The organism is Gordonia zhenghanii, assembly GCF_021738965.1.
Classification (GTDB): Bacteria; Actinomycetota; Actinomycetes; order Mycobacteriales; family Mycobacteriaceae; genus Gordonia; species Gordonia zhenghanii.
Genome location: NZ_JAKKOQ010000007.1, coordinates 71386 through 92858, shown reverse-complemented (window position 1 = coordinate 92858; position 21473 = coordinate 71386). Strand labels below are relative to the sequence as shown.

Genomic DNA, 21473 nt, shown 5'->3' with positions numbered 1-21473 from the left:
TCAGCGCTTGCTGTACTGCGAAGCCTTGCGTGCCTTCTTCAAGCCGTACTTCTTACGCTCGACGGCACGCGCGTCACGCGTCAGGAAGCCAGCCTTCTTGAGGGCCGCGCGGTCCTCGGGGCTGACCTCGATGAGGCCGCGGGCGATAGCCAGACGCAGTGCGCCTGCCTGACCCGACGGGCCGCCACCGACGAGGCGAGCGTGGACGTCGAACGCCTCGGTGCGCTCGACGGTCACCAGCGGAGCCTTGATGAGCTGCTGGTGGACCTTGTTGGGGAAGTAGTCCTCGAGGGTGCGGCCGTTGAGGGTGAAGTCACCCGTGCCTGCGACCAGGCGGACGCGGACGACCGCCTCCTTGCGGCGACCGACGGTCTGGATCGGGTGATCCAGGACGACGGGTCCACGGGTCGGAGCTGACTCGGCTGCGGTCTCTTCGGTCGACTCAGAGGTGTATGCACCGTCGGCGAGGACGATCTCCTCGTCGGCGACGACCTCGACGTTCTCGTTCTCGCTCACTGGGAAACCTGCTTGATCTCGAAGGGGACGGGCTGCTGAGCCGCGTGCGGGTGGTTCGGGCCTGCGTAGACCTTCAGCTTGGCGGCGATCTGGTCACCGAGCTTGTTCTTCGGGATCATGCCCTTGACAGCCTTCTCCACGAGACGATCCGGGCGGGTCTCGAGGACCTCACCGACGGAGCGCGACTTCAGCCCGCCCGGGTGACCCGAGTGGTGGTAGATGCGCTTGTCGTCCAGCTTGTTGCCGCTGATAGCGACCTTTTCAGCGTTGATGATGACGACGTAGTCGCCGCCGTCGACGTGCGGGGCGTAGGTCGGCTTGTGCTTGCCGCGGAGCAGGTTCGCGCTCTGCACGGCGAGGCGGCCGAGCACCACATCGGTGGCGTCGATGACGTGCCACGTGCGTGTGACGTCACCGGCCTTGGGGCTGTAAGTAGCCACGGTAGGTCCTCACTTGATCGTTCGTTGCTGGTCAGGCGGGACGTGCACGCAAATTCCCGGCGACCAGTAGGGACCCGGGGGCGCTTTACACACGCTGCCAGCGATCCAGAGTACGGGGCGGCGGCGGTGCAGGTCAAAACGGGTGTCGGGCGTGGAGGGGTGGGGGGGGGGGGGGGGGGGGGGGGGGGGAAACAAAAAACACCACCCCCCCGACGGTTGTGTGTGGGGGGCGCGCCCCCCCCCCCCCCCCCCCACCCCCCCCCCCCCCGCCCCCCCGGGGGGGGGCCCCCCCCCCCCCCCCCCCCCCCCCCCCCCCCGCCCACCGCCACCTACTCCGGGACCGAGAGATCCAGCCGCACGGTCACCTCGTCGGCGACTTTCAACGCGCCCATCATCGCCGAGTACTGCTTGATGCCGAAGTCGGAGTGGCGGACCGTGGTCTCCCCCACGACGTGGCGGTCGGCGCCGGCGCCCACCGGTGCGACGACGACGCTGTGATCGCGTGATTTCCCCGCGAGGGTGAGAGTTCCGTCGACGCGGTAGCCGTCGCCGTCCGCGTTGACGTCGGTCGAGACGAAGGTGATCTCGCCGAAGTCGTCGGCCTTCAGCGACTTCAAGGCATTGCCGCGCGCGACGCCCCGTTCGGGCGCGGACATCGGGGTGAGCCCGCCTTCGCCGGAGACGATCTGCAGGGTGGGGACGCCGACGCGGACGGTCACCTGCGACGGCACGTCGCCGTCGACGGTGGCGGACCAGTCGGTGAACCCGATGGTCAGGCGGTGGCCGGTACGCGACGCCTTGCCGGCCACGCCGGTGTGCAGGGTCAGGTCGCCGGTGTCGGGGCCGAACGTCGTGGTGGTCATGAGAGCCAGGGTACGACTCCGGCCCGTCAGGAGTCGGAGCCGCTCCCGAGCATGCGGTCGAGTTGGTCGAGTTCCTGGCGCATGCTGCGGATCAGTCGCGGGACACTGGGTACCGATGTCGACGGTTGGTCGGCGAGGACCGAGCGGACGGCCATATCGCTGAGTTCTGCGGCGACAGCACGTTCGTCGTCACCTGGCCGATGCCACCAAGCGATCCAGTTGAGCATGCCGACGATGCCGAGGGCCGCCGTGCGCGGATCGACCGAGCGGAAAACCCCCGCACCGATTCCATCGCGGATGACGGTGATCAGTTCCTTCAGTACGGCACGGCGGCTCGCGGAGTAGGTCTGTGCGAGCGCCTCGGGAAGGTCCGACTCAGACCTGATCATGAGGCGGAACCGGTCACCGTTCCGCATCTGCTGAACCGCGAGTAGGTCGGCCATTCGCTGTAGCTTCTCGCGCGGTCCCAATTGATCCATCTCGTTGACCTGATGCATCAATTGGGCCGGCTCGTCCGCGATCTCATTGACGAGTTGTGCGAACAGATCGTCTTTGTTCGCTACGTAGTGGTAGACCGCCTGGCGGGTGAGACCGGTTGCTTCCGCGATGTCCTGCAGGGTGGTACCTGCAACCCCCTTCTCCGCGAAGAGCCTCGCCGCGTTCTCCTTGATCTCCCGTTCCACCAGTTCGCGGCGGACACGCGGGCGGCCGCGACGGCGAGGAGTCGAGGTCTCCCCGGCACTCGCCACACCGTCCTGATCAGCACCATTAGTGGTCATGAGGCCCGATTATCCCTCACGATGTGAACGAGATGAGATCGACCCGTTCACTGACGGCACCGGCCACCCCGTCGGAACGGAACTGTTCGGGGACGTCGACGACGACGACCGCGCCGCTGCGAATTCGGATCCGCTCGGCCACGTCGAGGCGATCGAGTGTCGACTCGCGATCATCGGCACCGGTCAGCCAGAACGTCGACGACGCCGGAAGGTCCGCCAGGAGTCTGCTCACGTCTGCGCTCCACGGACGGTCCGTGATCTCGAGAGTCGTCGTACCGTCCGCATCGCGCAGGCTGGTGTCGGCGATACGGCCCGACCTCCCTGCCGACGGTCGGCCCAGCGCCCACTCGTTCAGATTCGCAGGTGGGGGAACCTCATCGAGCGCACACCCAGCATAGGCAGCAGCACCCGCCTTCACGACCTCCCCCGCCGACTCGGCAAACCTCTCCAGCGAGACCTTCCCCGCCCTGGTCATATACGCGATCATCAACTGCTCGACAGGCAGATTCATCCGCTCTGGAAACATGTCCCACCAGGCCATCGAGCGCTCGGCTATCGCCTGGAGGTGAGCGACGGCTGGCATGCGCGCTTCCTCATACGCCGCGAACGCCGAATCGAGATCGTCGTTCTCGGCCAACGCTCGATCGAGGACGATCGCATCCTCCATCGCGAGTTTGGTCCCCGAACCGATCGAATAGTGCGCCGTGTGCGCAGCGTCGCCGAGCAGGACGATGTTCCGCGTGTGCCACGAGTCGCAGCGCACCGTTCGAAACTGAGTCCACTTCGTTCGATTACCTATCAGCCGATGGCCTTGGAGCGGGTCGGCGAACGCCTCCCGCAGGTAGTCCAGCGAAGTCTGATCGCTCTCCCCGAAGGGCGTCTCCTTCGTCGACACATCGAATCCCGCACGGCGCCATGTCTGTTCGTCCGTCTCGATGAGGAAGGTGCTTCCGTCGTCGGTGTACGGATACGCGTGCGCGACGAACGTGCCGTGCTCCGTGGTCGCCGGTGTGAAGACAGCACTCTCCAGCGCGAAGTCGGTTCCACACCATAGATACAGGCCTTCCCCTTGGGTGACATGCGGGCCGAACTCGTGGGCCATCTCGGTGCGGGTGGCACTGTTGATACCGTCCGCCGCGACGATGAGGTCCGCGTTGACGTCCTCGAAGGTGACACGCTTCCCGAACTTCAATTCGACGCCGGCGTCCTTCGCGAATCGCTGCAGGACCGACAGGAGCGTCGCTCTCCCGATCGCCAGCAGTTCGCCATGCGCCAGCCGAACGTGTGAGTCACCGACCTTCATCGACATCTCGTGCGGGTGCGATTCGGCGACGATCGCCTCGAGCGAGTCCTCGTCCGCGAGCCGCAGGTTTCGCTGAGTTCGCGACGCGAGGCCGACCCCGAACCCGAAGGTCTTGTCGGGGTCCCCCTGCTCGTACACCGTTACTCGAGCGTCGGGGTTGCTGATCTTGAGCAGCCGCGCTGCGTACAGGCCACCTGGCCCGCCGCCGAGGACTGCGATCGAGGCGAGTCTCACGATAGGACTCCTTCTGCTTGGAGCATTGCGACAGCGTCGGCGCGCAAGCTCTTCTTATTGATCTTCCCCACGTTGGTGGTCGGCAGTTCCGCCAACCAGACCAGCTTTTCGGGCCACTTGTATTTGGCGACACCGAGGCTGTCCAGGTGGGCCTGGACCCGTTCCATCGACAGTTCGACTCCGGTGTCGTCTGCGACGAGGAACGCGCACGCTTTCTCGCCGAGACGCTCGTCGGGCATGGCGACGACGGCCGCGGCCGCGATTCCGGAATGCCGCATGAGCAGAACCTCGACCTCTTCGGCGTTGACCTTCTCGCCACCTCTATTGATGAGGTCTTTGATCCGTCCTTCGATCGACAGGTTCGGGCGAGCACCGTCCAGCCGAATCGCCGCCAGATCACCGGTCCGATAGAACCCGTCTGAGGTGAAGGCGGTGGCGTTGTGATCGGGGGCGTCGAAGTATCCCCGGATCGTGTAGGGACCACGGCAGCACAGCTCGCCGACCTCCCCGACCGCTACCTGATCTTCACTGCTCGGGTCGAGTATCCGAATCTCGTCAGACGACGCAATGCACCACCCGACAGTTGACGACCGGAACTCGGCGGGCGAATTGAGGGGAGATACCGTGAACATGCCCTCCGACATACCGAACAGCTGCCCGACCCAACGGTCGCCGTGCCCCTCCATCCGCGCGAACAGATCTGCCGACACCTTCGCTCCCGACAGCACCACGTGTCGAAGAGTGGCGAGGAGCGGGTCGAAGTCCTTCGACTGCACCGCCCGGTAGTGACCGTGTCCGATGAGTAACTCGGTGACTGCGACATCAGCCATCAGAGCGAACGCCGCGACGTGCTCCGGGTTCGCTAGGACCAGTGCCGCACCGACGGAATGCGCCGCATGCAGTGCACACGAGACTCCAGCGTTGTGAATGATCGGGATCAGATGCCCGACCCGAGACTCCTCGGTCCACCCGAGCGCCTTCGCGTACGCCAACCCGTTGTTCCAGTATTCGGCGTGAATCCTCGGGATCACTTTGGGCACTCCGGTAGTACCGCCGGAGAGTTGGAACGCGACGACGTCTGCCGGATCGATCCGTGCTTCCACCTCCTCGACGAACGTTCGAGCGAGCACAGGATCGATATCCGTGCCGAGGTCCTCGATCCGCTCAGGATCCGATACGCCGTCGAGGTCGCGCACCGTGAACAAGTGCGCCATGGTCGGCTGCTGTTCAGCGACCTCGCGAGCGAAGCCCACCAAGTCGAACGACAGTCCGACTTCGACGATGTGCGCCACCGCGCGGACCTTCCCAGCGATGTGCCCGATCTCGTGCATACGGTGTTGCGCGAGCGTCGCGACCGGGATCAGTCCGGCCTTGAGGCAGCCGTACCAGGCGAGAACCGTCGCCAAGCGGTTCGTCACCTGAAATATCACGGGATCGTTCGGCCGTAGCCCGCGGCCACCAAATGCGGCCGCGATCTGGTCGGTCCGCTCGTCGAGTTCGCGGTAGGTCAGCGAGCCTTCCGCGGTGATCACCGCAGTGCGGTCCGGGTATCGGCTTGCGCTCTCATGAAGTCTCCGGCCGGTCGGAAGATCGCTCCACTCTCCGCTCGTGCGGTAGGCGGCCGCACTGTCAGCAGGGTATGGCACGAGGCGGCCACCCCAGTCGAATGCCGTCACGTCAAACTCCTAGGTGGTCGGTGCAGCGGGCAGCAGGCTGGTCAGTTCACCGATGTGGTCCGGGTGATCGGTCGGGACGATGCCCGAATACACGGCGGTGAAACATCCGGGGCAGCACTGTTGCCGGAAGACGATCTCGGCATCGACGTACTCCTCCGGCGCCGAGATCACTTGTGGCCCGACGTCACTCGACGGACCCTCATAGTGCGCGAGAGTCAACTGACCGGAGTCCGTGTCGCCGAGGATCTGACCGCAGTGGGCACAGGCGATCATCTTGACTCCGCCGACCGTGAGTTGCGCGAGATTGTCGTCGATGCGGCGAGCGGAGGACAGATCGACGCGGGTGTCCGGAGAATCCGGAACATGCGATCGATCACGTCGCTGCGCTAACAGGTCTGCGCGACGCTGCACGGTCGCGTCATCGTCGACTTCCTCTCCGTCGACGATGACGCCGTAGTTCACCCGTGCTCCATCGACAGTCACCTTGCCGTTGACGACATCGGCGGCAACTGACGCGGGGTCACGTCGGAGCGGGTCGCCGTATCCGCCGCCGCCCTGCCAGTGCATGAACAGCACGTCGCCGGGTGCGAGGTAGCTCTCCGCGTAGCAGGCGCCGATCTGTTGAGATCCGGCGATCTCCTCCAGGTTCGCGGGCAGTGTCCCTGACGCGAGCAGGTCTTGAATGGACGATTCCCTGGCCAAGATCTCCAAGCCGGTATTGCCGGGCAGTCCCCCGGCGAGGCCGCCGTTCTGCGAGACGGCCTTGCCCGCCGATGCGAGGACCAAGCCCATGGGAACGCTGCTGCCGTACGGGGTGACTGCCAGTGATGCACTGACGCCGCCGCGCATACGGCCTGGACCACCGGAGTCGGGCTCCTCACGCCGCCACAAGGTGAGCAACGGGTACAGGAACTCCGTCATCTCGGTGTCGGGGATGCGCCCCATCGGGATACAGAACAGACCGCCGGTGTCCATGCCGTCAGCGATCGGCCGCGCACCGTATCCACCGGCCATCGGCTCCATCATGATGTTCAGGAACGGCACCGGCTGTTCACCGCGCTCGTCGAGGCCTGCGACGACCGCAGTGTCCCACGTGCCGCAGCACGACGCCTGAACGTTCTTACCGAGTTCGATGTCCTGGTCGAGCATCTGCGCCAGGCACTCGGCGATCAGGTTGCCCGTGAGCCAGGCGGGGCCGATCGGGCCGCGACTGACGGCTGCCGGGAACGTCGCGTTGTTGATCGTTCCCTCTTCTGAGATGAGATCGAAGCAGCGCATCAGACCGCCTGCAGACCATGGGATATCGCTGGCGAGAATCGGTAGTAGCGCTAGCATCACTCCGCCGCGCATGCCCGCGTACGTGCAGTTGATGACGCCTGTCTGCGCATCGGTGCCGGTGAAATCGAACGCGAGGTGATCGTCAGCCTTCGTCATTGCGACGGTGATCTTGTGCAAGTCGCGATCGTCCGTCGAGGCCTGATCCTGGTAGCCGGTGGCTTTCCACGTACCGTCCGGCAGCGAAGTTAGTTTGGTGCGCAGACGGGACTCCGCGTCGTTCATCATGCGCTTCATCACGGCCTTGACCGTGTCCGCACCGTACTGCTCGATAACGGCGAGGAGACGGTTGCGACCGACTGTATTGGCGCCGATCTTGGCACGCAGGTCGAGCCCGACGAGCATCGGTACACGTGAGCGGCGGGTCCACGCATCCGCGACGTCGCGCTGCAGGACGTAGTCGCGGACCACCTTGATCGGCGGCGTCGGCAGCGACTCGGAGAACACGTCTTTCGCAGAAGGATCGAACGAACCGAGCCCTGATCCGCCGAGGTCCGGTTCGTGACAGATGGCGCTGGTCCAGCTGAAGAGTTCCCCGTTGTAGAAGATCGGCTGGTAGACGATCACATCGCTCTGGTGCAGACCTCCGCCGACCCACGGATCGTTGCAGAGGAACATGTCACCCTCCTCGATGCCCGGATTGTCGGACCGGTTCTGCAGGGTCCAGTAGATCGCGAGATCGACAGCTCCGACGAGCATCGTGTTGTAGAGACCGACCTGAACCTCCTGTCCGACCTCGTCGCTGACAGCGAAGTCGAAGTCGTTCGCGTCGGTGACGATCGGCGATCCGGACATCCGTTTCAGCGCTTCGCCCATTTCATCGGTAACCGACCACAGGCGGTGGCGTATCACCTCGTAGGTGAGCGGATCGACGGCGTCGATCTGTTCTTGGGTCACAGTGTGCAGCGGCACTTTGGCGCCGACTGCGCGACTGAGTGCCTCGGGGTCGAGTGGACGGCTCGAGAAGACCTCGGAGCCTGGAATCGGTGCAGTCATTTCAAATCTCCTTTAGTCGCTATGCCTGATCGGCCGCGAGATGCAGGTTGCCGAGCCGGTCGATGGTGCCGGTGGTGTCGTCCGGGACCACGACAGTGGTGGTGGGGACTTCGATGACCGCCGGTCCGCGGAGGACGTGGCCGGCACGGAGCTTCGAATAGTCGTAGATCGAGGTGTCCGCGTAACCGTTACGCACACCCAGGCACACCTTGCGGACGCCAGTAAGGGCGACGGACGCATCCGTCATCGACGCCTCTTCCAATTCAGGGAGGACCGGGGAGAAGGGCAGAACGCCCGTTCCGCGGACGCGGTACGTGATGGCCTGGACGCCGGCCTCACGGAAACCGCTGTCCTTACCGTAGAGACCGGCGTACCGCTGCTCGAATACGTTCTCGGCGTCGGCGAGCATCTCCGCCGTGATGGCACCGCGCGGGACCGGGGTGGCGACCTCGGCCAGCTGCATCGTGTACCGCATGTCGATCTCGCGTTCGATCTCGATCGACGCGAAATGCAGGCCTTGACGATCGAGCATGTCGCGGACCTGGGACTCAAGCGCCGCGAAGTTCGACTCGACACGGGCCGGATCGAGTGGAAGGGCGGCCGGATCGGACATCTCCTTGGCCAGCACGATGTCGGACGACGCCAGTCCGTATGCAGAGAACGCGGACGCCACCTGGCCGAGCGGTACGACGACGTTCATTACGCCGATCTCTTGTGCATAGCGCCCGCAGTGAGCCGGACCGGAGCCGCCGAACGCGTACACGATGAAGTCACGCGGGTCGTGACCGGCCTCGACGACCGTCTTGCGGAGAAGATCGCCGGTCTGAGCGTTCTGCACCTCGTAGATCGCGGCAGCGGCGTCCTCGATCGACAGTCCGAGCGGTTCAGCGATGCGAACTCGGATCGCCTCGCGGGCCAGGTCCAGGTCGAGAGCGCGTCGACCGCCGAGGAGACCACGTTCGGGGATGATCCCGAGGACGAGATTGGCGTCCGTATTGGTCGGCTCGATACCGCCGTTTCCGTAGCACGCCGGACCGGGGACTGCCTGTGCACTGTGGGGCCCGATCTGCAGATTGCCGCCGGCATCGATCCAGGCGATGGCTCCGCCGCCGGAACCGATCGCATGGACCTCAAGAGTCGGCACGTTGATCGGGTGATGGTTGATGACCGTCGACGACGACCGGACCGGGTCGCCGTCGACGATGAGGCCGGCGAGGAAGGTCGTGCCACCGGCATCGGTAGCGATGATGTTCGAGTGGCCCAGTTGCTGCCCGAGCTGGACAGCGCCCACGACGCCCCCGGTGAGGACGGAGCCGACAGTCGAGATGGCATTGCCCGGCGCTTCGGCTGCAGCGATGGCGCCGCCGTTGCTCTGCATCACCAGCAGCGGACCGGTCAGCTTGTGGTCACGCAGCTTGGACTCGAGTTCCCCGAGGTAGTCACGCAGGCCTGGACCGACTTGCGTACTCATGATGGTCGTCGCGTTACGCGCGAACTCGCGGATACGGGGCGACACCTCGCTAGAGATCGCGACGAACATGTCCGGGTCGATCTCGTGTGCGATCTCGCGGATCCGTTGTTCGTGTGCGGGATTGCGGAACGAGAAGAGCAGCGACACCGCGATCGCGGTGATCCCGTCGGCGACGAGTGCACGGACAGCCGAGCGCACCTCGTCCTCGTCGAGCGAGACGATGATGCGACCGTCCCGGTCGACACGTTCGGTCACTTCGAGGGCGTGCCGTTTACGAATCAAACCGTGCGACTTGCTCTGCCCGATGGGATCCTGCAGCTCCTCCGAGGAACGCCCGAGATACCGACCTTCGACGTTCATTATGTAAATCGAGTCCCGATGCCCTTTGGTGGTGATGAACCCGATGTCGGGCACCTGATTCATCACGAGCGCGTTGAGTGACGACGTCGTGCCGTGCGCTATGTGGTGCGTGTTCGCCAGCATTTCATCGAGGGGCTGCCCGAGTTGTTCCGCGAGGACGCCGAGTACGTCGATGACACCTGTCGAGTAGTCAGGGGGCGTGGACGGTGCCTTCCCAGCTACCACCGTGCCATCCCCGCCATCCAGAACGGCGTCGGTGAACGTGCCGCCGACATCTACGCCGATTACGTATGCCATGTGCTCCTGATCTCCTTCTGCCATACCCATCACTGTAGTGATGCGAATCACCAATTTTTCGTTACTGACGATTATTCGACGTTCACGCAACAAAAGTCAAGGAGTTCGCCGAAGTTTGTTTGAAAAGACGCTTCTACGGTGCGGTGATGCCCAAACCTGCGCGGTGGTCGCACGACGATCCGACAGCCCTCGCCCTTGACATTAATGTCGGTGTAGTCAAATACTCGACACTACAGACGATTAATTGATGCCACGGAAAGGCTCATGCCCCAATGACTACCCACCGCATCGGACTGGTCGTACCCAGTTCGAACGTCACCGTGGAGACCGAGTTGCCCCGAATCCTTGGCGCACACCCGGCTTCGGACTTCTCGTTTCACTCCACCCGAATGCGCATGCAGCAGGTATCCCCAGAGGGCTTGGCCGCGATGAACGCACAACGAGAACGATGCATTGTCGAGATCGGCGATGCGTCGCCCGATGTGATCCTGTATGCGTGTCTTGTTGCGATCATGGTCGGCGGCCCTGGCGAGCATCACCGCGTCGAGTCGCTGGTCGCTGAGCAACTTGCGGCAGGTGGCTCTGCGGCCCGCATCCGGTCGAGCGCGGGAGCACTTACCGAAGCGCTCGACGCCTTGGGCTCGAAGCGGGTGAGCTTGGTGATGCCGTACATGAAGCCACTCGCGAAGAAGGTGGTCGCCTACCTGGAATCCGAGGGCCTCGAAATCGCCGACTGGCGCGCCCTTGAGGTGGCCGACAACACCGAGGTCGGTTGCATTCCCGGCGAGCAGATCATGACTGCGGCTCGGTCTCTCGACCTCACCGACGTCGATGCACTCGTCATCAGTTGCTGTGTCCAGATGCCGTCGCTAGACCTCGTCGAACCGGCAGAACAAGAGTTCGGCATACCTGTCGTCTCGGCCGCGACTGCTGGCGCCTACAGCATCCTCCAGGCACTCGGTCTTCGCGCGGGGATCCCCGGTGCAGGCACTCTGCTCCGCGGCGACGTCCACTCAAGTCCCACTCATTCATGACAGGAGAACAGATATGTCCGAATCTCAGCATCTCGTCCGCGGCGTCGACCACGTCGCCTACCCGACCTTCGACCCGGCCGGGACCGTCCGCTTCTACCGCGACACCCTCGGGTTCCCGGTAGTCCACTCCATCTGCGCCGCAGGCTGGGGGCCCGACCAGCACCCCGACTTCATTCACTTCTTCTTCGACATCGGCAACGACGACCGCCTCGCGTTCTTCTACTATTTCGGCCTGGAGCCCTTCGACGGCGGACCGCAAGGAGACTCTTACTCGCGGTTCGCCGAGGACGTCCCGATCTGGTTCATCAGATCCCGCCACCTCGCGATACATGTCGACAACGAAGCACACTTGATGGAGTACCGCCGTCGCCTCGACGACAGCGAATGGCCCGTGGAGATGCAGATCCAGCACGAGACGATCGAATCGATCTACACACACGATCCCAACGGGTACATGATCGAGATCACGCGCGCGATGCGGCCAGTCACTCCTCAAGAAGATCTCGACGCCAACCTCACCATCGACGCATTGGTCGACGTCGTGTCAGGTCCGGCCCCTTCCATGGACGCCCTGCTCGTACGTAAGGCGGAGTTGATCGTCGAACGTGCAGAGGACTGGGAATCTGTTCAGTCCACGAGTACTCAGGGGGTGGAAAACCGATGACCACACTGCTCGTGCTCGACGTTCCGGAGAACTGGCCGGTGGTCGACGTCGCGGCCCGTACCGAGTCGGTGACCGTCGAACGAATCGGACCATACTTTAAAGTCAGCGGTCCGGACACGATCGTCATCGACCGTCGGGCGACCGGCTGTAGGCACGCCGTCTGGTACAGCAGCGTCGCCGGCTTGATCGATACTCGAATCACGCAATGGGACAAGGACGCGATGCGTCTGGAGGAGCGATGACTCAGGATCGACTCGGTGCCGGACGCTACATCGAGGCTGCCGAGATTCCGAAGGAGACCGTCACGACAGCCCACGAGCTGTCGACCTCAGACGGAGCAAAGGTGCACGGTGTACTCCGTAATCTCCCCGGCGCGACGACTGTCGTGTCTCTGATGCACCCTCGACAGGACGTCACACATCATGTGCTCGTCCCGGAATTGCTCATGCGCGGCTACGCCGTGTGGACGCAAGGCACACGATCGACTAACAACGACCTCAATCTCATCCACGAACAAGCACTACTCGACGCGGCCGCGGGCCAGGTGTTCCTGCGCGATCGCGGGTTCGAAAACCGCGTGACCCTCGGCCATTCCGGAGGAGGAACCCTGTTCGCCTTCTACCACGAACAGGCGGGACTCGCGCCAGCCGACCGATTGACGGCGGCACCGTCCGGTCGACGTGTCGATCTCGCCGCGGCGGATATGCCACTGCCCGACGCTGCGGTGTTCATGGCACCACACCCCGGCCAAGGCGCCTTGTTGCAGAGACTCATCGACCCATCCGTGGCAGAGGAGTCGGATCCGCTGTCCGCCCGGCCCGACCTGGATCCGTTCGCTCCCGCGAACGGCTTCGCGGAGCCGGGTACTTCATCGACCTATTCTCCGGAGTTCGTGACCCGATACCGCGATGCTCAAGCGGAGCGAATCGCACGGATCGACGCGGAGGCCCGTGCACGCGTTGATCGCGCAAATGAGGCCCGCGCCCGATTCACCACTTCGCGGGATCCAGTCGACCGGCGCGAGTCACTCGCACCGCGTGTCCTGACTGTGTATCGCACAGATGCCGACTTGCGGTTCACCGACTTGTCGCTCGACCCGAACGACCGTCCGTACGGTTCGTTGTTCGGACGGCGCCCGGACCTCACGAATTACGGCCTCATCGGCTTCTGCCGACTCGTCACCCCGGAGGCTTGGCTGTCCACGTGGTCTGCGAACGCGACCAACGCGGACTTCTTGCGATGTGCGCCGGGCGTCAACAGTCCGTCACTGTTCGTCGAACTCACCGGCGACGCCGCTTGCTTTCCTGAGGATGCCGCCGCAATGGTCGCCGCGTTAGGCTCCGACCACGTGGACCACCGGCGCGTCGCTGGCACTCATTTCGGAGGCCCGTTGAGCCCTGGTGCTCCGACCGGAGCGAGCCTCGCCGCCGCCGAGATCGGGGATTGGCTCGGCCAGAGATTCCCCGCATAACGTAACTGGGGTTTTCACACAGGCCGCACCGACGCGACCACACTCGCGCAGACGACGTCGACGGACTCCCCGCTGCTCCCCTGCTGGCAGCCGATGCTCGTCTGCACCGCTCGGTCGACGTCGATGTACCAGGCGATCGGCGGACCGGACGCCGGGCGCTCGCGATAGGAGATGACGCGTCGACCGCCGAACACGGTGTCGGGTGCGAATTCGAGGACCGCGTCGTCGCCGCGCTGCGCGAGCCGGTTGGCCAAGCTCTCCGCGACGCTGGTTCGTGTCGATCCGGCGCGCAGACTCGTCACGACGACGAGGATCCGGCTGCCGTCGTCGGCGTCGGCGAACACGGCGCGCTCGCCCACTCCGTCGGCGGGCCGATCATCCGACAGATCCGAACGGCGCCACCCGGCAGGCACGTCCACCTGCACCCCTCCGACTTGTTGCGCGGCCGCCGACTCGGCGGGCGACGGCCCGGGCCGCACGAGGAACCATCCGAGTCCGACCAGCAGACACGCGGCGAGGCCGACCACGATCGGCTTCCTGGGGCGCGGCGACGGTGCGGGCGGCGGCGGGACTGCGACAGCGAGGAGGGCTCGCGCCGACACCGTCCGTCCACCGTGACGTGCGACGAGAGCCCGGTCGGCGCGGACCACCCCGCCCGGCGGAGCGGCGATCGTCCGCATCGCATCGTCGATCGACGTCGAGTCCGGCCCGTCGACCACGGCGATGTCGGCGGCCGCGACGACGGCGGCCCAGTCGGGATCGTCGACGACGTCGGACGGCAGCGTCACGGCGACCCGGGTGATCGCCCAGTCGTCGTCCCGCCTGTCGACGAGGTGCACCATCCAGTGGCCGCCGGTGGACGGCGCCACCGCGGTCTCGACCACGGCGGAGCGTCGTACGGTCGCGTCGGCGTGACTGCGCGCGAGGGCGACGGCCCGCGGCACCGGGGTCGCGTCGACGCCGACCGCGGCCAGGCGTCGTCGGAACTCGGTGATCCGTCGAGTGCCCCACGTCGACGGGTGCGTGACCTGCGCGACCCCCGGAGCGAGGACGAGCGGGATGCCGAGACCTGGCTCGTCGATGTGCTCGAACAGCATGTCGACTCCCTGATGCGTCTCGCCGTATGCGAGGTCGAGCACGCCGCTCACTGCGCGTCCTCGTTCGGCGCGACCACCTGGACGGCCTCGGCGCGACGGCTGCGCGAGACGTACTCGCCACGACCTGCTCCGAGCCGCTGCATGCGGTGTCGACCGACGACGTATCCCTCGTCGGGGTCGCCGGCCATGAGGAAGACGTCGCACGACAGGTCACGCATGCGGGCGATGAACGGGTCGAACAGCGCGCGCCCGATGCCGCCCGAGCGCCGCGCGAGGATCACGCGAAGCCCGATGTCGCGGGCGTGTCCGAGAAGGTCGGCGATCGGGGCGAGCGGATTCCCGGTCGGGCCCGCGACGAGGTCGTAGTCGTCGATCACCAGGTAGACGTCGGGTCCGGTCCACCAGGAGCGGTCGGCGAGCTCGTCGGCGCCCACGTCGTCGGCGGGCAGTCGGGCGGTGAGGAACTCGGCGAGCTGGGCCATCATCGGCGCCGCGGTGCGGGCCGACGTCGCGTAACCGGCGAGGTGCTCACCGGTCACGGCTCCGAGCAGGGTGCGCCGGTAGTCGACGAGCACGATCTTGACCTCGGTCGCCGGGCCGGACGCCACGAGGCCCTCGACGAGGACGCGCAGCGTGTTGGTCTTGCCCGACTCTGCGTCGCCGAACACGAGGAGCTGCGCTTCGCGGCCGAAGTCGACGACGAACGGCGCGAGCTCGGATTCCCCGAGCCCGATCGCGACCTGCCCGGGGCTCGTCGGCCGATCGTGCGCGGCGAACTCGTCCGGCGACAGTCGGGTCGTGAGAGTGCGGACGGCGGGCGCCCGCAGGTCGGGATGGCGCGCGAGGGCGGTGTCGACGAGCGTCGTCGCCGAGCCGTCGATGGTCGGGGCCGCGATCAACAGGTGCAGTCCGTCGGCGGTGATGCCGCGCCCGGGCCGGTCGGCAGGTACCCGTGCGGCGGCGCGACGATCCATCTCGGAGTCGAGCGCGTCGCCGAGCTTCAGTTCGATCCGCGAGCCGAGCAGGTCTTTGACGCCCGGACGGATGTCGGCCCAGCGACCGGCTGCGACGACGACGTGGACCCCGTAGGCGAGGCCGCGCGTGACGAGGTCGGTCACCTGATCTTCGAGTTCTTCGAACTCGTTGCGCAGGACGCCGAAACCGTCGATCACCAGGAACACGTCGCCACTCCCAGCACCTTCGGTGAGCTCGGCCTCCCGCGCGGTGAGAACGCCGACGACTTCCGCGACGGTGCGACGGACCGCGTCCGGCCGGTTACGCGGCGCGACGCCGCCGACATGCGGGAGTCCGGCAATCGCCGCGAGCGCGCCACCGCCGAAGTCGAGGCAGTACACGCTGACCTGGGTGGGATCGTGGCCGAGGGCGAGGCCCGCGATCAATGTGCACAGCGCGGTCGACTTTCCCGACCGGGGACCGCCGACGATCGCCGCATTGCCCGCCGCACCCGACAGGTCGACGATCAGCGGGTCGCGCCGCTGGTCGTAAGGCCGGTCGACGAGGCCGAGCACGGTGCGCAGCCCGCCCGGCGCCCGGCCGGTCTCGGCGAGAACTGCGTCGAGGCCGATCGAGTCGTCCAACGGCGGCAGCCACACCGGGTGCGGCGGTGCTCCGTGACCGTCGATGCGCGCGACGAGGGTCTGCAGGACCGTCGGAGCCATCACGTCGACCGGCTGGTCGCCCGGATCGTCATCGGTCGGCAGGTCGACGACCGTGTCGGCGTTCCAGACGCGCACCACCCCCGTCTGTCCGTGACCGTCGTCGACGGTGGCGCCGACCGGCGGCGTGTACGGCCCGGACACGTACGACGTGCGGAAACGGACCGGCGTCGACGAGTCGCATTTGAGGTATGCCGCGCCCGGCTCGCTCGGCAGATGGTAAGCGTCCGGAACACCGAGGACGGTGCGGGACTCGTTGGCGGAGAACGTCTTCAGCCCGATCCGGTACGACAGGTGACTGTCGAGTCCGCGAAGGCGGCCCTCCTCCAATCGCTGCGATGCGAGCAGCAGATGGATGTGCAGCGACCGGCCGAGCCGACCGATCGCGACGAACAGCTCCGCGAAGTCGGGTTTCTGCGCGAGGAGTTCGGAGAACTCGTCGACTACGACGACCAGCGCAGGCAGCGGCGCGAGATCGGCCCCGGCGGTGCGCGCCCGCTCGTAGTCGGTGACGTTCGCGAAACTACCTGCCGCACGCAGGAGTTCCTGACGCCGGTGCAGTTCGCCGGACAGTGCGTCGGCCATCCGGTCGACCATCTCGAGTTCGTGTTCGAGGTTGGTGATGACCGCGGCGACGTGGTTGGACTCGAGGCCGAGGAATGTCGCACCGCCCTTGAAGTCGACCAGGACGAGGTTGAGTTCGTCGGGCGAATGGGTGGCGATCAGGCCGAGGACCAGGGTGCGCAATAGTTCGCTCTTGCCCGATCCGGTGGCGCCGACGCAGAGCCCGTGCGGCCCCATTCCGCCGTGGGCGCTCTCTTTGAGGTCGAGGTCGACGGGGGTGCCGTCGGCGGTGTAGCCGATCGGGACGCGCAGCCGGTCGGCGCCGCGGCGACCACGCCAAGCCACGGCCGGGTCGAACGCGCCCGCATCGGCGACGCCGAGGAGTCGGGGCAGTCCCGGGTCGGGTGCCGTGAGGGAGATCTCGAGGTCGGCGAGGGCGCCGAACGACGCCGGTCGGTATCGCGCGAGTGCCCGCGCGACGGCCTCGGCGGTCGCGAGTCCGCACGCGTCGGCGACGGCGAACTCTTCGAGTCCCGCGGCCGTCTGCGCCGACAGCTTCGCGCCGTCGACGATCAACGACAGTCCGCGGCGGGTGGCGAGCGAATCGGCCGTCGCCCCGAGCTCCAATACGGTCACCCCGTCGAGTCCCGCGCCGATCGTCAACTCCTCGTCGCCGGTCACCTCGCCGTCGCCGACGATCACGAGCAGGTGCCGCAGTCCGGGCGACGGGTCGGTGCGCGAGAAGCGCCCGCGGTCGGCGAGGTGGTCGGCGAGGTCGGCTTCCAGAGCGGCCAGCGTTCGGTAGATCATCCGCGTCGGACCCAGCCCGTCCACGTGATCCGGATGCCCGACGTGGGGCAGCCATTTGAGCCAGTCCCACTGCGGTGCAACCGGATCGGCGACCACGGCGGCGACCCCGATGTGGTCGGGCCCGTGCTGCACGACGAGTCTGCACACCATCGCCCGCATCAGCGCGTGCACGTCACCGTGCGGACCGGACACACTGATCGCTGGGAAGCCACGGAACGAGACGGCTGTCGCGAGCCCGGGCACTGCCGACCTCGCCTGCACAAATCTGCGTAGCGCGACGGCCGAGACTGGTTCGACGGATTCCACGGGCGCGGTCTCCGGCGGAATGAGGTCTCCTGCCAGTCGGTGCGCGCCGAGTCCGACGCGGACGTCGCCGAAATCGTCGTCGGACGGGCGGCGCTCCCACATCTGATCGGTCCCGATCAACGACGGAATCGCCAGTGGGTCAGGGTGATCGCGCTCGGCGTCGGCGCGCTGGACGGCCGCCGATTCGTCGGCTGTGTCACGCAGGGTCGACAGGTGCCGGAGATAGTCTTTGCGGTCCTCGTTGACCTCTGCTGCGCGCGCAGGACCGCCCCGGCCGCCGGAGGCCACCATGCCGACCATCGACATCACCATCATCAGCGGAAACATCAGGAACAACGGGTTCGCGAACGCCGCGCGCCCGCCCGTCACCGCCATCATCGCGATCATGCCGACGACGGCCACGACCATCACCGCAGGCAGCAGCCGCAACAGCATGTTCTGCGGCACCCCCCGCGCCAACTCGGGTGGCGACGCCAGGTGCAGATCGCCCGGCGGCGGCGCAATGCGTGCCGGCCGCGGCCGACGTCGATGTCCGACCGTCGGCGCCCACGTCGGTGCAGCCGAAATACCGTCAGTGTTCACGATTCCCCCGAATCCCCCACCGCGCGGCGTCGAACGTGATTATCTCGACGCCATCGCCTCGCAGCGATGCACTGGTTGTACACCGAACCTCGGGGGAGGGTTTGCGAAATGACCGTTGTGACTGGATCCGTTCGGATCTCGGTGGTCGGGGGACGCACACAGGTCGACGTGGCCGGACCCGCCGATGTTCCACTGGCAGCACCGATCCCAGACATACGCACACTACTGCACGCTGACGGCGACACCGTGCGCGACGTTGTCGATCGCGGCGTGCGGGTTCGGGGCCGCGGCCGGAGTGTCGGCGGGCGGCGGGCGGCGACAGCGCGCCCGCCTCGATCGCGGTCGCCGAAGTCGCCCGAGTCGCCGCGGCCACGCTCGCCATGATCGGACACCGCGGGACCGGCACCACGCCCGCCGCCCACACCCCGATCGCGACGGTGGCCGACTCGTCCGCGGTGTCACGCAGGGTCGACAGGTGCCGGAGATAGTCTTTGCGGTCCTCATTGACCTCGGCGGCTCAAGCCGGACCACCTCGGCCGCCGGAGGCCACCATGCCGACCATCGACATCACCATCATCAGCGGAAACATCAGGAACAACGGGTTCGCGAACGCCGCGCGCCCGCCCGTCACCGCCATCATCGCGATCATGCCGACAAAAGCGGGATAGGGACGGTTACCACGAACAAGTTGCTACCCCTACCTCGGGCACACCGGCCACGGCACCGATACGACACCCCTAAGTTAGATCGACTACCGATATTTTATTCACGAGTTCGATAACCTAACCTCGTGACGACCGACGTACAAGCCTTTGCGGCCAAGATCGCGATGCTGGCAGAGATCTTCAAGCCTGCTGCACCCACTGATGATCAGCGACTCTTTCGTGGTCGTCGAGATCAGCTCGCCCGACTCCTCACCGTTGCGGGCGCGCCTGGCCAGCACGCCATTATCTTTGGCGAGCGCGGCGTCGGCAAGACCTCTGTGTCCTACATGTTGCGTGACACATACCTCACAATGGCCCCAGATACGACTGTATGTATCCGGCTTGCATGCACCGCCGAGGACGACTTTGTGTCTCTTTGGCGAAAGCTGCCGGGCAGACTGACTCGCGAGATCGGCCTCGCGGCCAATCCTCATCTGTCTGAACTACTCACCACCGAGGTGATTGACCGTGTGGAGGACGCCTTTCTCGACGAGCCAACTCCGGACGCTGTGGCTCAAGTGCTGGGAATGTTGGCAGACAAGGCTCGACTCATGATAATCATCGACGAGCTAGACCGAATGGATGTCCTTGCCGCCGGGGCAAAGCTCGCTGATCTCGTCAAACAGATCTCCGATGACATCGTGCCTTGCACCTTGATCCTCGTCGGCGTCGCTGACAACGTATCGGATCTCATAGCGGGTCACGCGTCTGTCGATCGGTGCCTAATGCCGGTATCCATGCCGCGTATGACCCACGCGGAACTGACTGAAGTCGTGGAGGAGGGGTTCGCTGCGTATAGCGAGAGAAGCGGCGTGCCGATCACCATCACTGAGAACTCCGCTGCTTCAATCGCGACCTTGTCCGAGGGCTTTCCTTACTACACGCACCTTCTCGCCAGCGCCGTTGGACGTACCGCGATTGCGGATTCTCGCGAATCTATCGAGTTCACTGATGTATTCGACGCATTGATGGTTGCAAAGGACGAGGCCGAGCCGAGCATCCGCGAGGCGTACTACAACGCGACTATTGCTGCGCGGAGCGACGCAACGTTTGAGGAGACATTGATCGCCTGCGCGGTCGCTGAATCCGACCGCATGGGGTTCTTCACCGCTTCAGATGTGTGCGATCCTCTGGCGTTCATCCTCGGTATTCCGCGCAAAAACTCCGACTTCAACGCGCACCTGAAGCGATTCAGCACGAACACCCCGATTGTCCTGCTGGCGAAGACTTCAACCAAGACTCCACGGTACAGATTTGTTAACCCGCTGATGCGTCCCTACGCAATGATGTGCGGACTTTCGAGCGGCATCTTGAAGCGTGATTTTCTTGCGGAGATCCGATAGGCACTCGCGTGCTCCATCCCCGCCGCGAGCCCCACGCGATACAGATCGACCGTCTGCCAGGCGACGATCGACGCGCTCGCCGTCGTCACCCTGCACCGGTCAGCGCGGCACGTCCACGGCTTCAACCCCGACTCGATCACCATCGAATGGCAAGCGTAAGCCGGCAGGTCAGCTCAGGTCGTAATGCGCGTGTGCGGCCTGCCCGAGTATCCATATGGACGGCGAGTCGCCCATGTCGACGTACCCGCGAACCTGGCCGTCGAGGATGTAGAGCTGGCGAACGAACTCTGCGTCTAGCCGCTGTTCCTGCATGATCGTGACTGCCCGCTCGAATTGATCGCGCGGGATCCCGTTCTTCACGGCGGTCTCGGTCATACTCGGAGGGTCATCGCTTGCTGCAGCCATCCCGGCTAGCTCGAGGATGTAAGGGAGATTCTGTTCCGACATGAGCCGAGGATAGGACCACGGCCAACTGGCGGTACCCGGTTTACCTCGACGTAGTCCGATCAGAGGATGACTGCGTCGTCCAGTGTGGTCTCTTGCTCAGTGCGATGGTCTGCGACCGATTCAACTCCGCCGCGGTCGATTGCGATCGTTGTGTACGCCCACCGATCGGCGGCGACGACCGGAAGGTCTCCGGGGTACTTCTGCAGTTCAGAGATTAGCTCAGCGACAGTCATGATGTGCATGGACTGATTCTCCACTGAAACGACGAAACGCGCCCCGCAACCGAGTAGGTTGCGGGGCGCGTTGTCATGCCGGTCAGGTTCCGGAAGTCAGGATCCCACCGACTTCCGGATACTTAGCACCATGAATCGATCATCGGAGGATTCCTGCGACATAGCGGGATCAATCCAAATCATCTGAATGGCAACATATTCCGCGTCGTCTGGCACAATACTGTCGACGTCTACACGGATTCCGTCGCTATTCCGGACTATTGGGCACGACG

The 21473-nt window shown here is 65.4% G+C and carries 17 protein-coding genes and 1 pseudogene; 5 read left to right on the top strand and 13 right to left on the bottom strand.

Annotated features, from left to right (window positions below; all coding sequences use genetic code 11):
• The 8 genes from rpsI to L5G32_RS09075 form a co-directional block, all read right to left on the bottom strand.
• Entirely contained in the window at positions 1–474 is a 474-nt protein-coding gene (gene rpsI / locus L5G32_RS09110; RefSeq protein WP_372491677.1) for a 30S ribosomal protein S9, read from the bottom strand.
• Between the two features lie 38 nt (positions 475–512).
• A complete protein-coding gene (rplM, locus tag L5G32_RS09105; RefSeq protein ID WP_237010722.1) occupies positions 513–956 on the bottom strand; it encodes a 50S ribosomal protein L13 in 444 nt (147 codons plus the stop codon).
• Between the two features lie 329 nt (positions 957–1285).
• Positions 1286–1819 carry a YceI family protein gene (locus tag L5G32_RS09100; RefSeq protein WP_237010721.1) on the bottom strand — a complete coding sequence of 178 codons (534 nt, stop codon included), beginning with the start codon at positions 1817–1819 and terminating at the stop codon, positions 1286–1288.
• A gap of 26 nt (positions 1820–1845) precedes the next feature.
• Positions 1846–2598, bottom strand: a complete 753-nt coding sequence (locus L5G32_RS09095) for a TetR/AcrR family transcriptional regulator (RefSeq protein ID WP_237010720.1) — start codon at positions 2596–2598, stop codon at positions 1846–1848.
• Positions 2599–2614: 16 nt separating this feature from the next.
• The gene (locus L5G32_RS09090) at positions 2615–4135 is read right to left on the bottom strand and encodes an FAD-dependent monooxygenase (protein WP_237010719.1); all 1521 of its coding nucleotides are present in this window, start codon (positions 4133–4135) and stop codon (positions 2615–2617) included.
• Complete coding sequence (locus L5G32_RS09085) at positions 4132–5811, bottom strand: (2,3-dihydroxybenzoyl)adenylate synthase (RefSeq protein WP_237010718.1); 1680 nt, start codon at positions 5809–5811, stop codon at positions 4132–4134. The genes L5G32_RS09090 and L5G32_RS09085 overlap by 4 nt, the downstream gene beginning before the upstream one ends.
• Before the next feature lie 9 nt (positions 5812–5820).
• Positions 5821–8142, bottom strand: coding sequence for a hydantoinase B/oxoprolinase family protein (locus tag L5G32_RS09080; RefSeq protein ID WP_237010717.1), 2322 nt, complete (start codon positions 8140–8142; stop codon positions 5821–5823).
• Between the two features lie 19 nt (positions 8143–8161).
• Positions 8162–10270, bottom strand: a complete 2109-nt coding sequence (locus L5G32_RS09075; protein ID WP_237010931.1) for a hydantoinase/oxoprolinase family protein — start codon at positions 10268–10270, stop codon at positions 8162–8164.
• Between the two features lie 272 nt (positions 10271–10542).
• Between L5G32_RS09075 and L5G32_RS09070 the strand changes: the two genes are divergently transcribed.
• From L5G32_RS09070 to L5G32_RS09055, 4 genes are read left to right on the top strand one after another with little or no spacing between them, the layout of a single operon-like run.
• Positions 10543–11304 carry a maleate cis-trans isomerase family protein gene (locus tag L5G32_RS09070; protein WP_237010716.1) on the top strand — a complete coding sequence of 254 codons (762 nt, stop codon included), beginning with the start codon at positions 10543–10545 and terminating at the stop codon, positions 11302–11304.
• Positions 11305–11317: 13 nt separating this feature from the next.
• A complete protein-coding gene (locus L5G32_RS09065) occupies positions 11318–11968 on the top strand; it encodes a VOC family protein (protein ID WP_237010715.1) in 651 nt (216 codons plus the stop codon).
• The gene (locus L5G32_RS09060; RefSeq protein ID WP_237010714.1) at positions 11965–12210 is read left to right on the top strand and encodes a hypothetical protein; all 246 of its coding nucleotides are present in this window, start codon (positions 11965–11967) and stop codon (positions 12208–12210) included. The genes L5G32_RS09065 and L5G32_RS09060 overlap by 4 nt, the downstream gene beginning before the upstream one ends.
• Entirely contained in the window at positions 12207–13439 is a 1233-nt protein-coding gene (locus L5G32_RS09055; RefSeq protein WP_237010713.1) for an alpha/beta hydrolase, read from the top strand. Before L5G32_RS09060 ends, L5G32_RS09055 begins: the two co-directional genes overlap by 4 nt.
• Positions 13440–13453: 14 nt before the next feature.
• Here the strand turns inward: L5G32_RS09055 and L5G32_RS19370 are convergent, their stop codons facing one another.
• The 3 genes and pseudogenes from L5G32_RS19370 to L5G32_RS19450 form a co-directional block, all read right to left on the bottom strand.
• A complete protein-coding gene (locus L5G32_RS19370; protein WP_237010712.1) occupies positions 13454–14587 on the bottom strand; it encodes a type VII secretion-associated protein in 1134 nt (377 codons plus the stop codon).
• Positions 14584–18474 (bottom strand): type VII secretion protein EccCa, encoded by a 3891-nt coding sequence (gene eccCa / locus L5G32_RS09045; protein ID WP_372491666.1) that lies wholly within the window; start codon positions 18472–18474, stop codon positions 14584–14586. The genes L5G32_RS19370 and eccCa overlap by 4 nt, the downstream gene beginning before the upstream one ends.
• Positions 18475–18916: 442 nt before the next feature.
• Positions 18917–19135 (bottom strand): annotated as a pseudogene (locus L5G32_RS19450) (hypothetical protein); the annotation flags it as partial.
• Positions 19136–19264: 129 nt separating this feature from the next.
• Here L5G32_RS19450 and L5G32_RS09040 point away from each other — a divergent pair.
• Positions 19265–20521: an ATP-binding protein gene (locus L5G32_RS09040; protein ID WP_237010711.1), complete on the top strand. Its 1257-nt coding sequence runs from the start codon at positions 19265–19267 to the stop codon at positions 20519–20521.
• 168 nt (positions 20522–20689) lie between these two features.
• Here the strand turns inward: L5G32_RS09040 and L5G32_RS09035 are convergent, their stop codons facing one another.
• Both L5G32_RS09035 and L5G32_RS09030 read right to left on the bottom strand, forming a co-directional pair.
• Complete coding sequence (locus L5G32_RS09035; protein ID WP_237010710.1) at positions 20690–20896, bottom strand: hypothetical protein; 207 nt, start codon at positions 20894–20896, stop codon at positions 20690–20692.
• 131 nt (positions 20897–21027) lie between these two features.
• Positions 21028–21210: a hypothetical protein gene (locus tag L5G32_RS09030; RefSeq protein WP_237010709.1), complete on the bottom strand. Its 183-nt coding sequence runs from the start codon at positions 21208–21210 to the stop codon at positions 21028–21030.
• Positions 21211–21473: the final 263 nt, after the last annotated feature.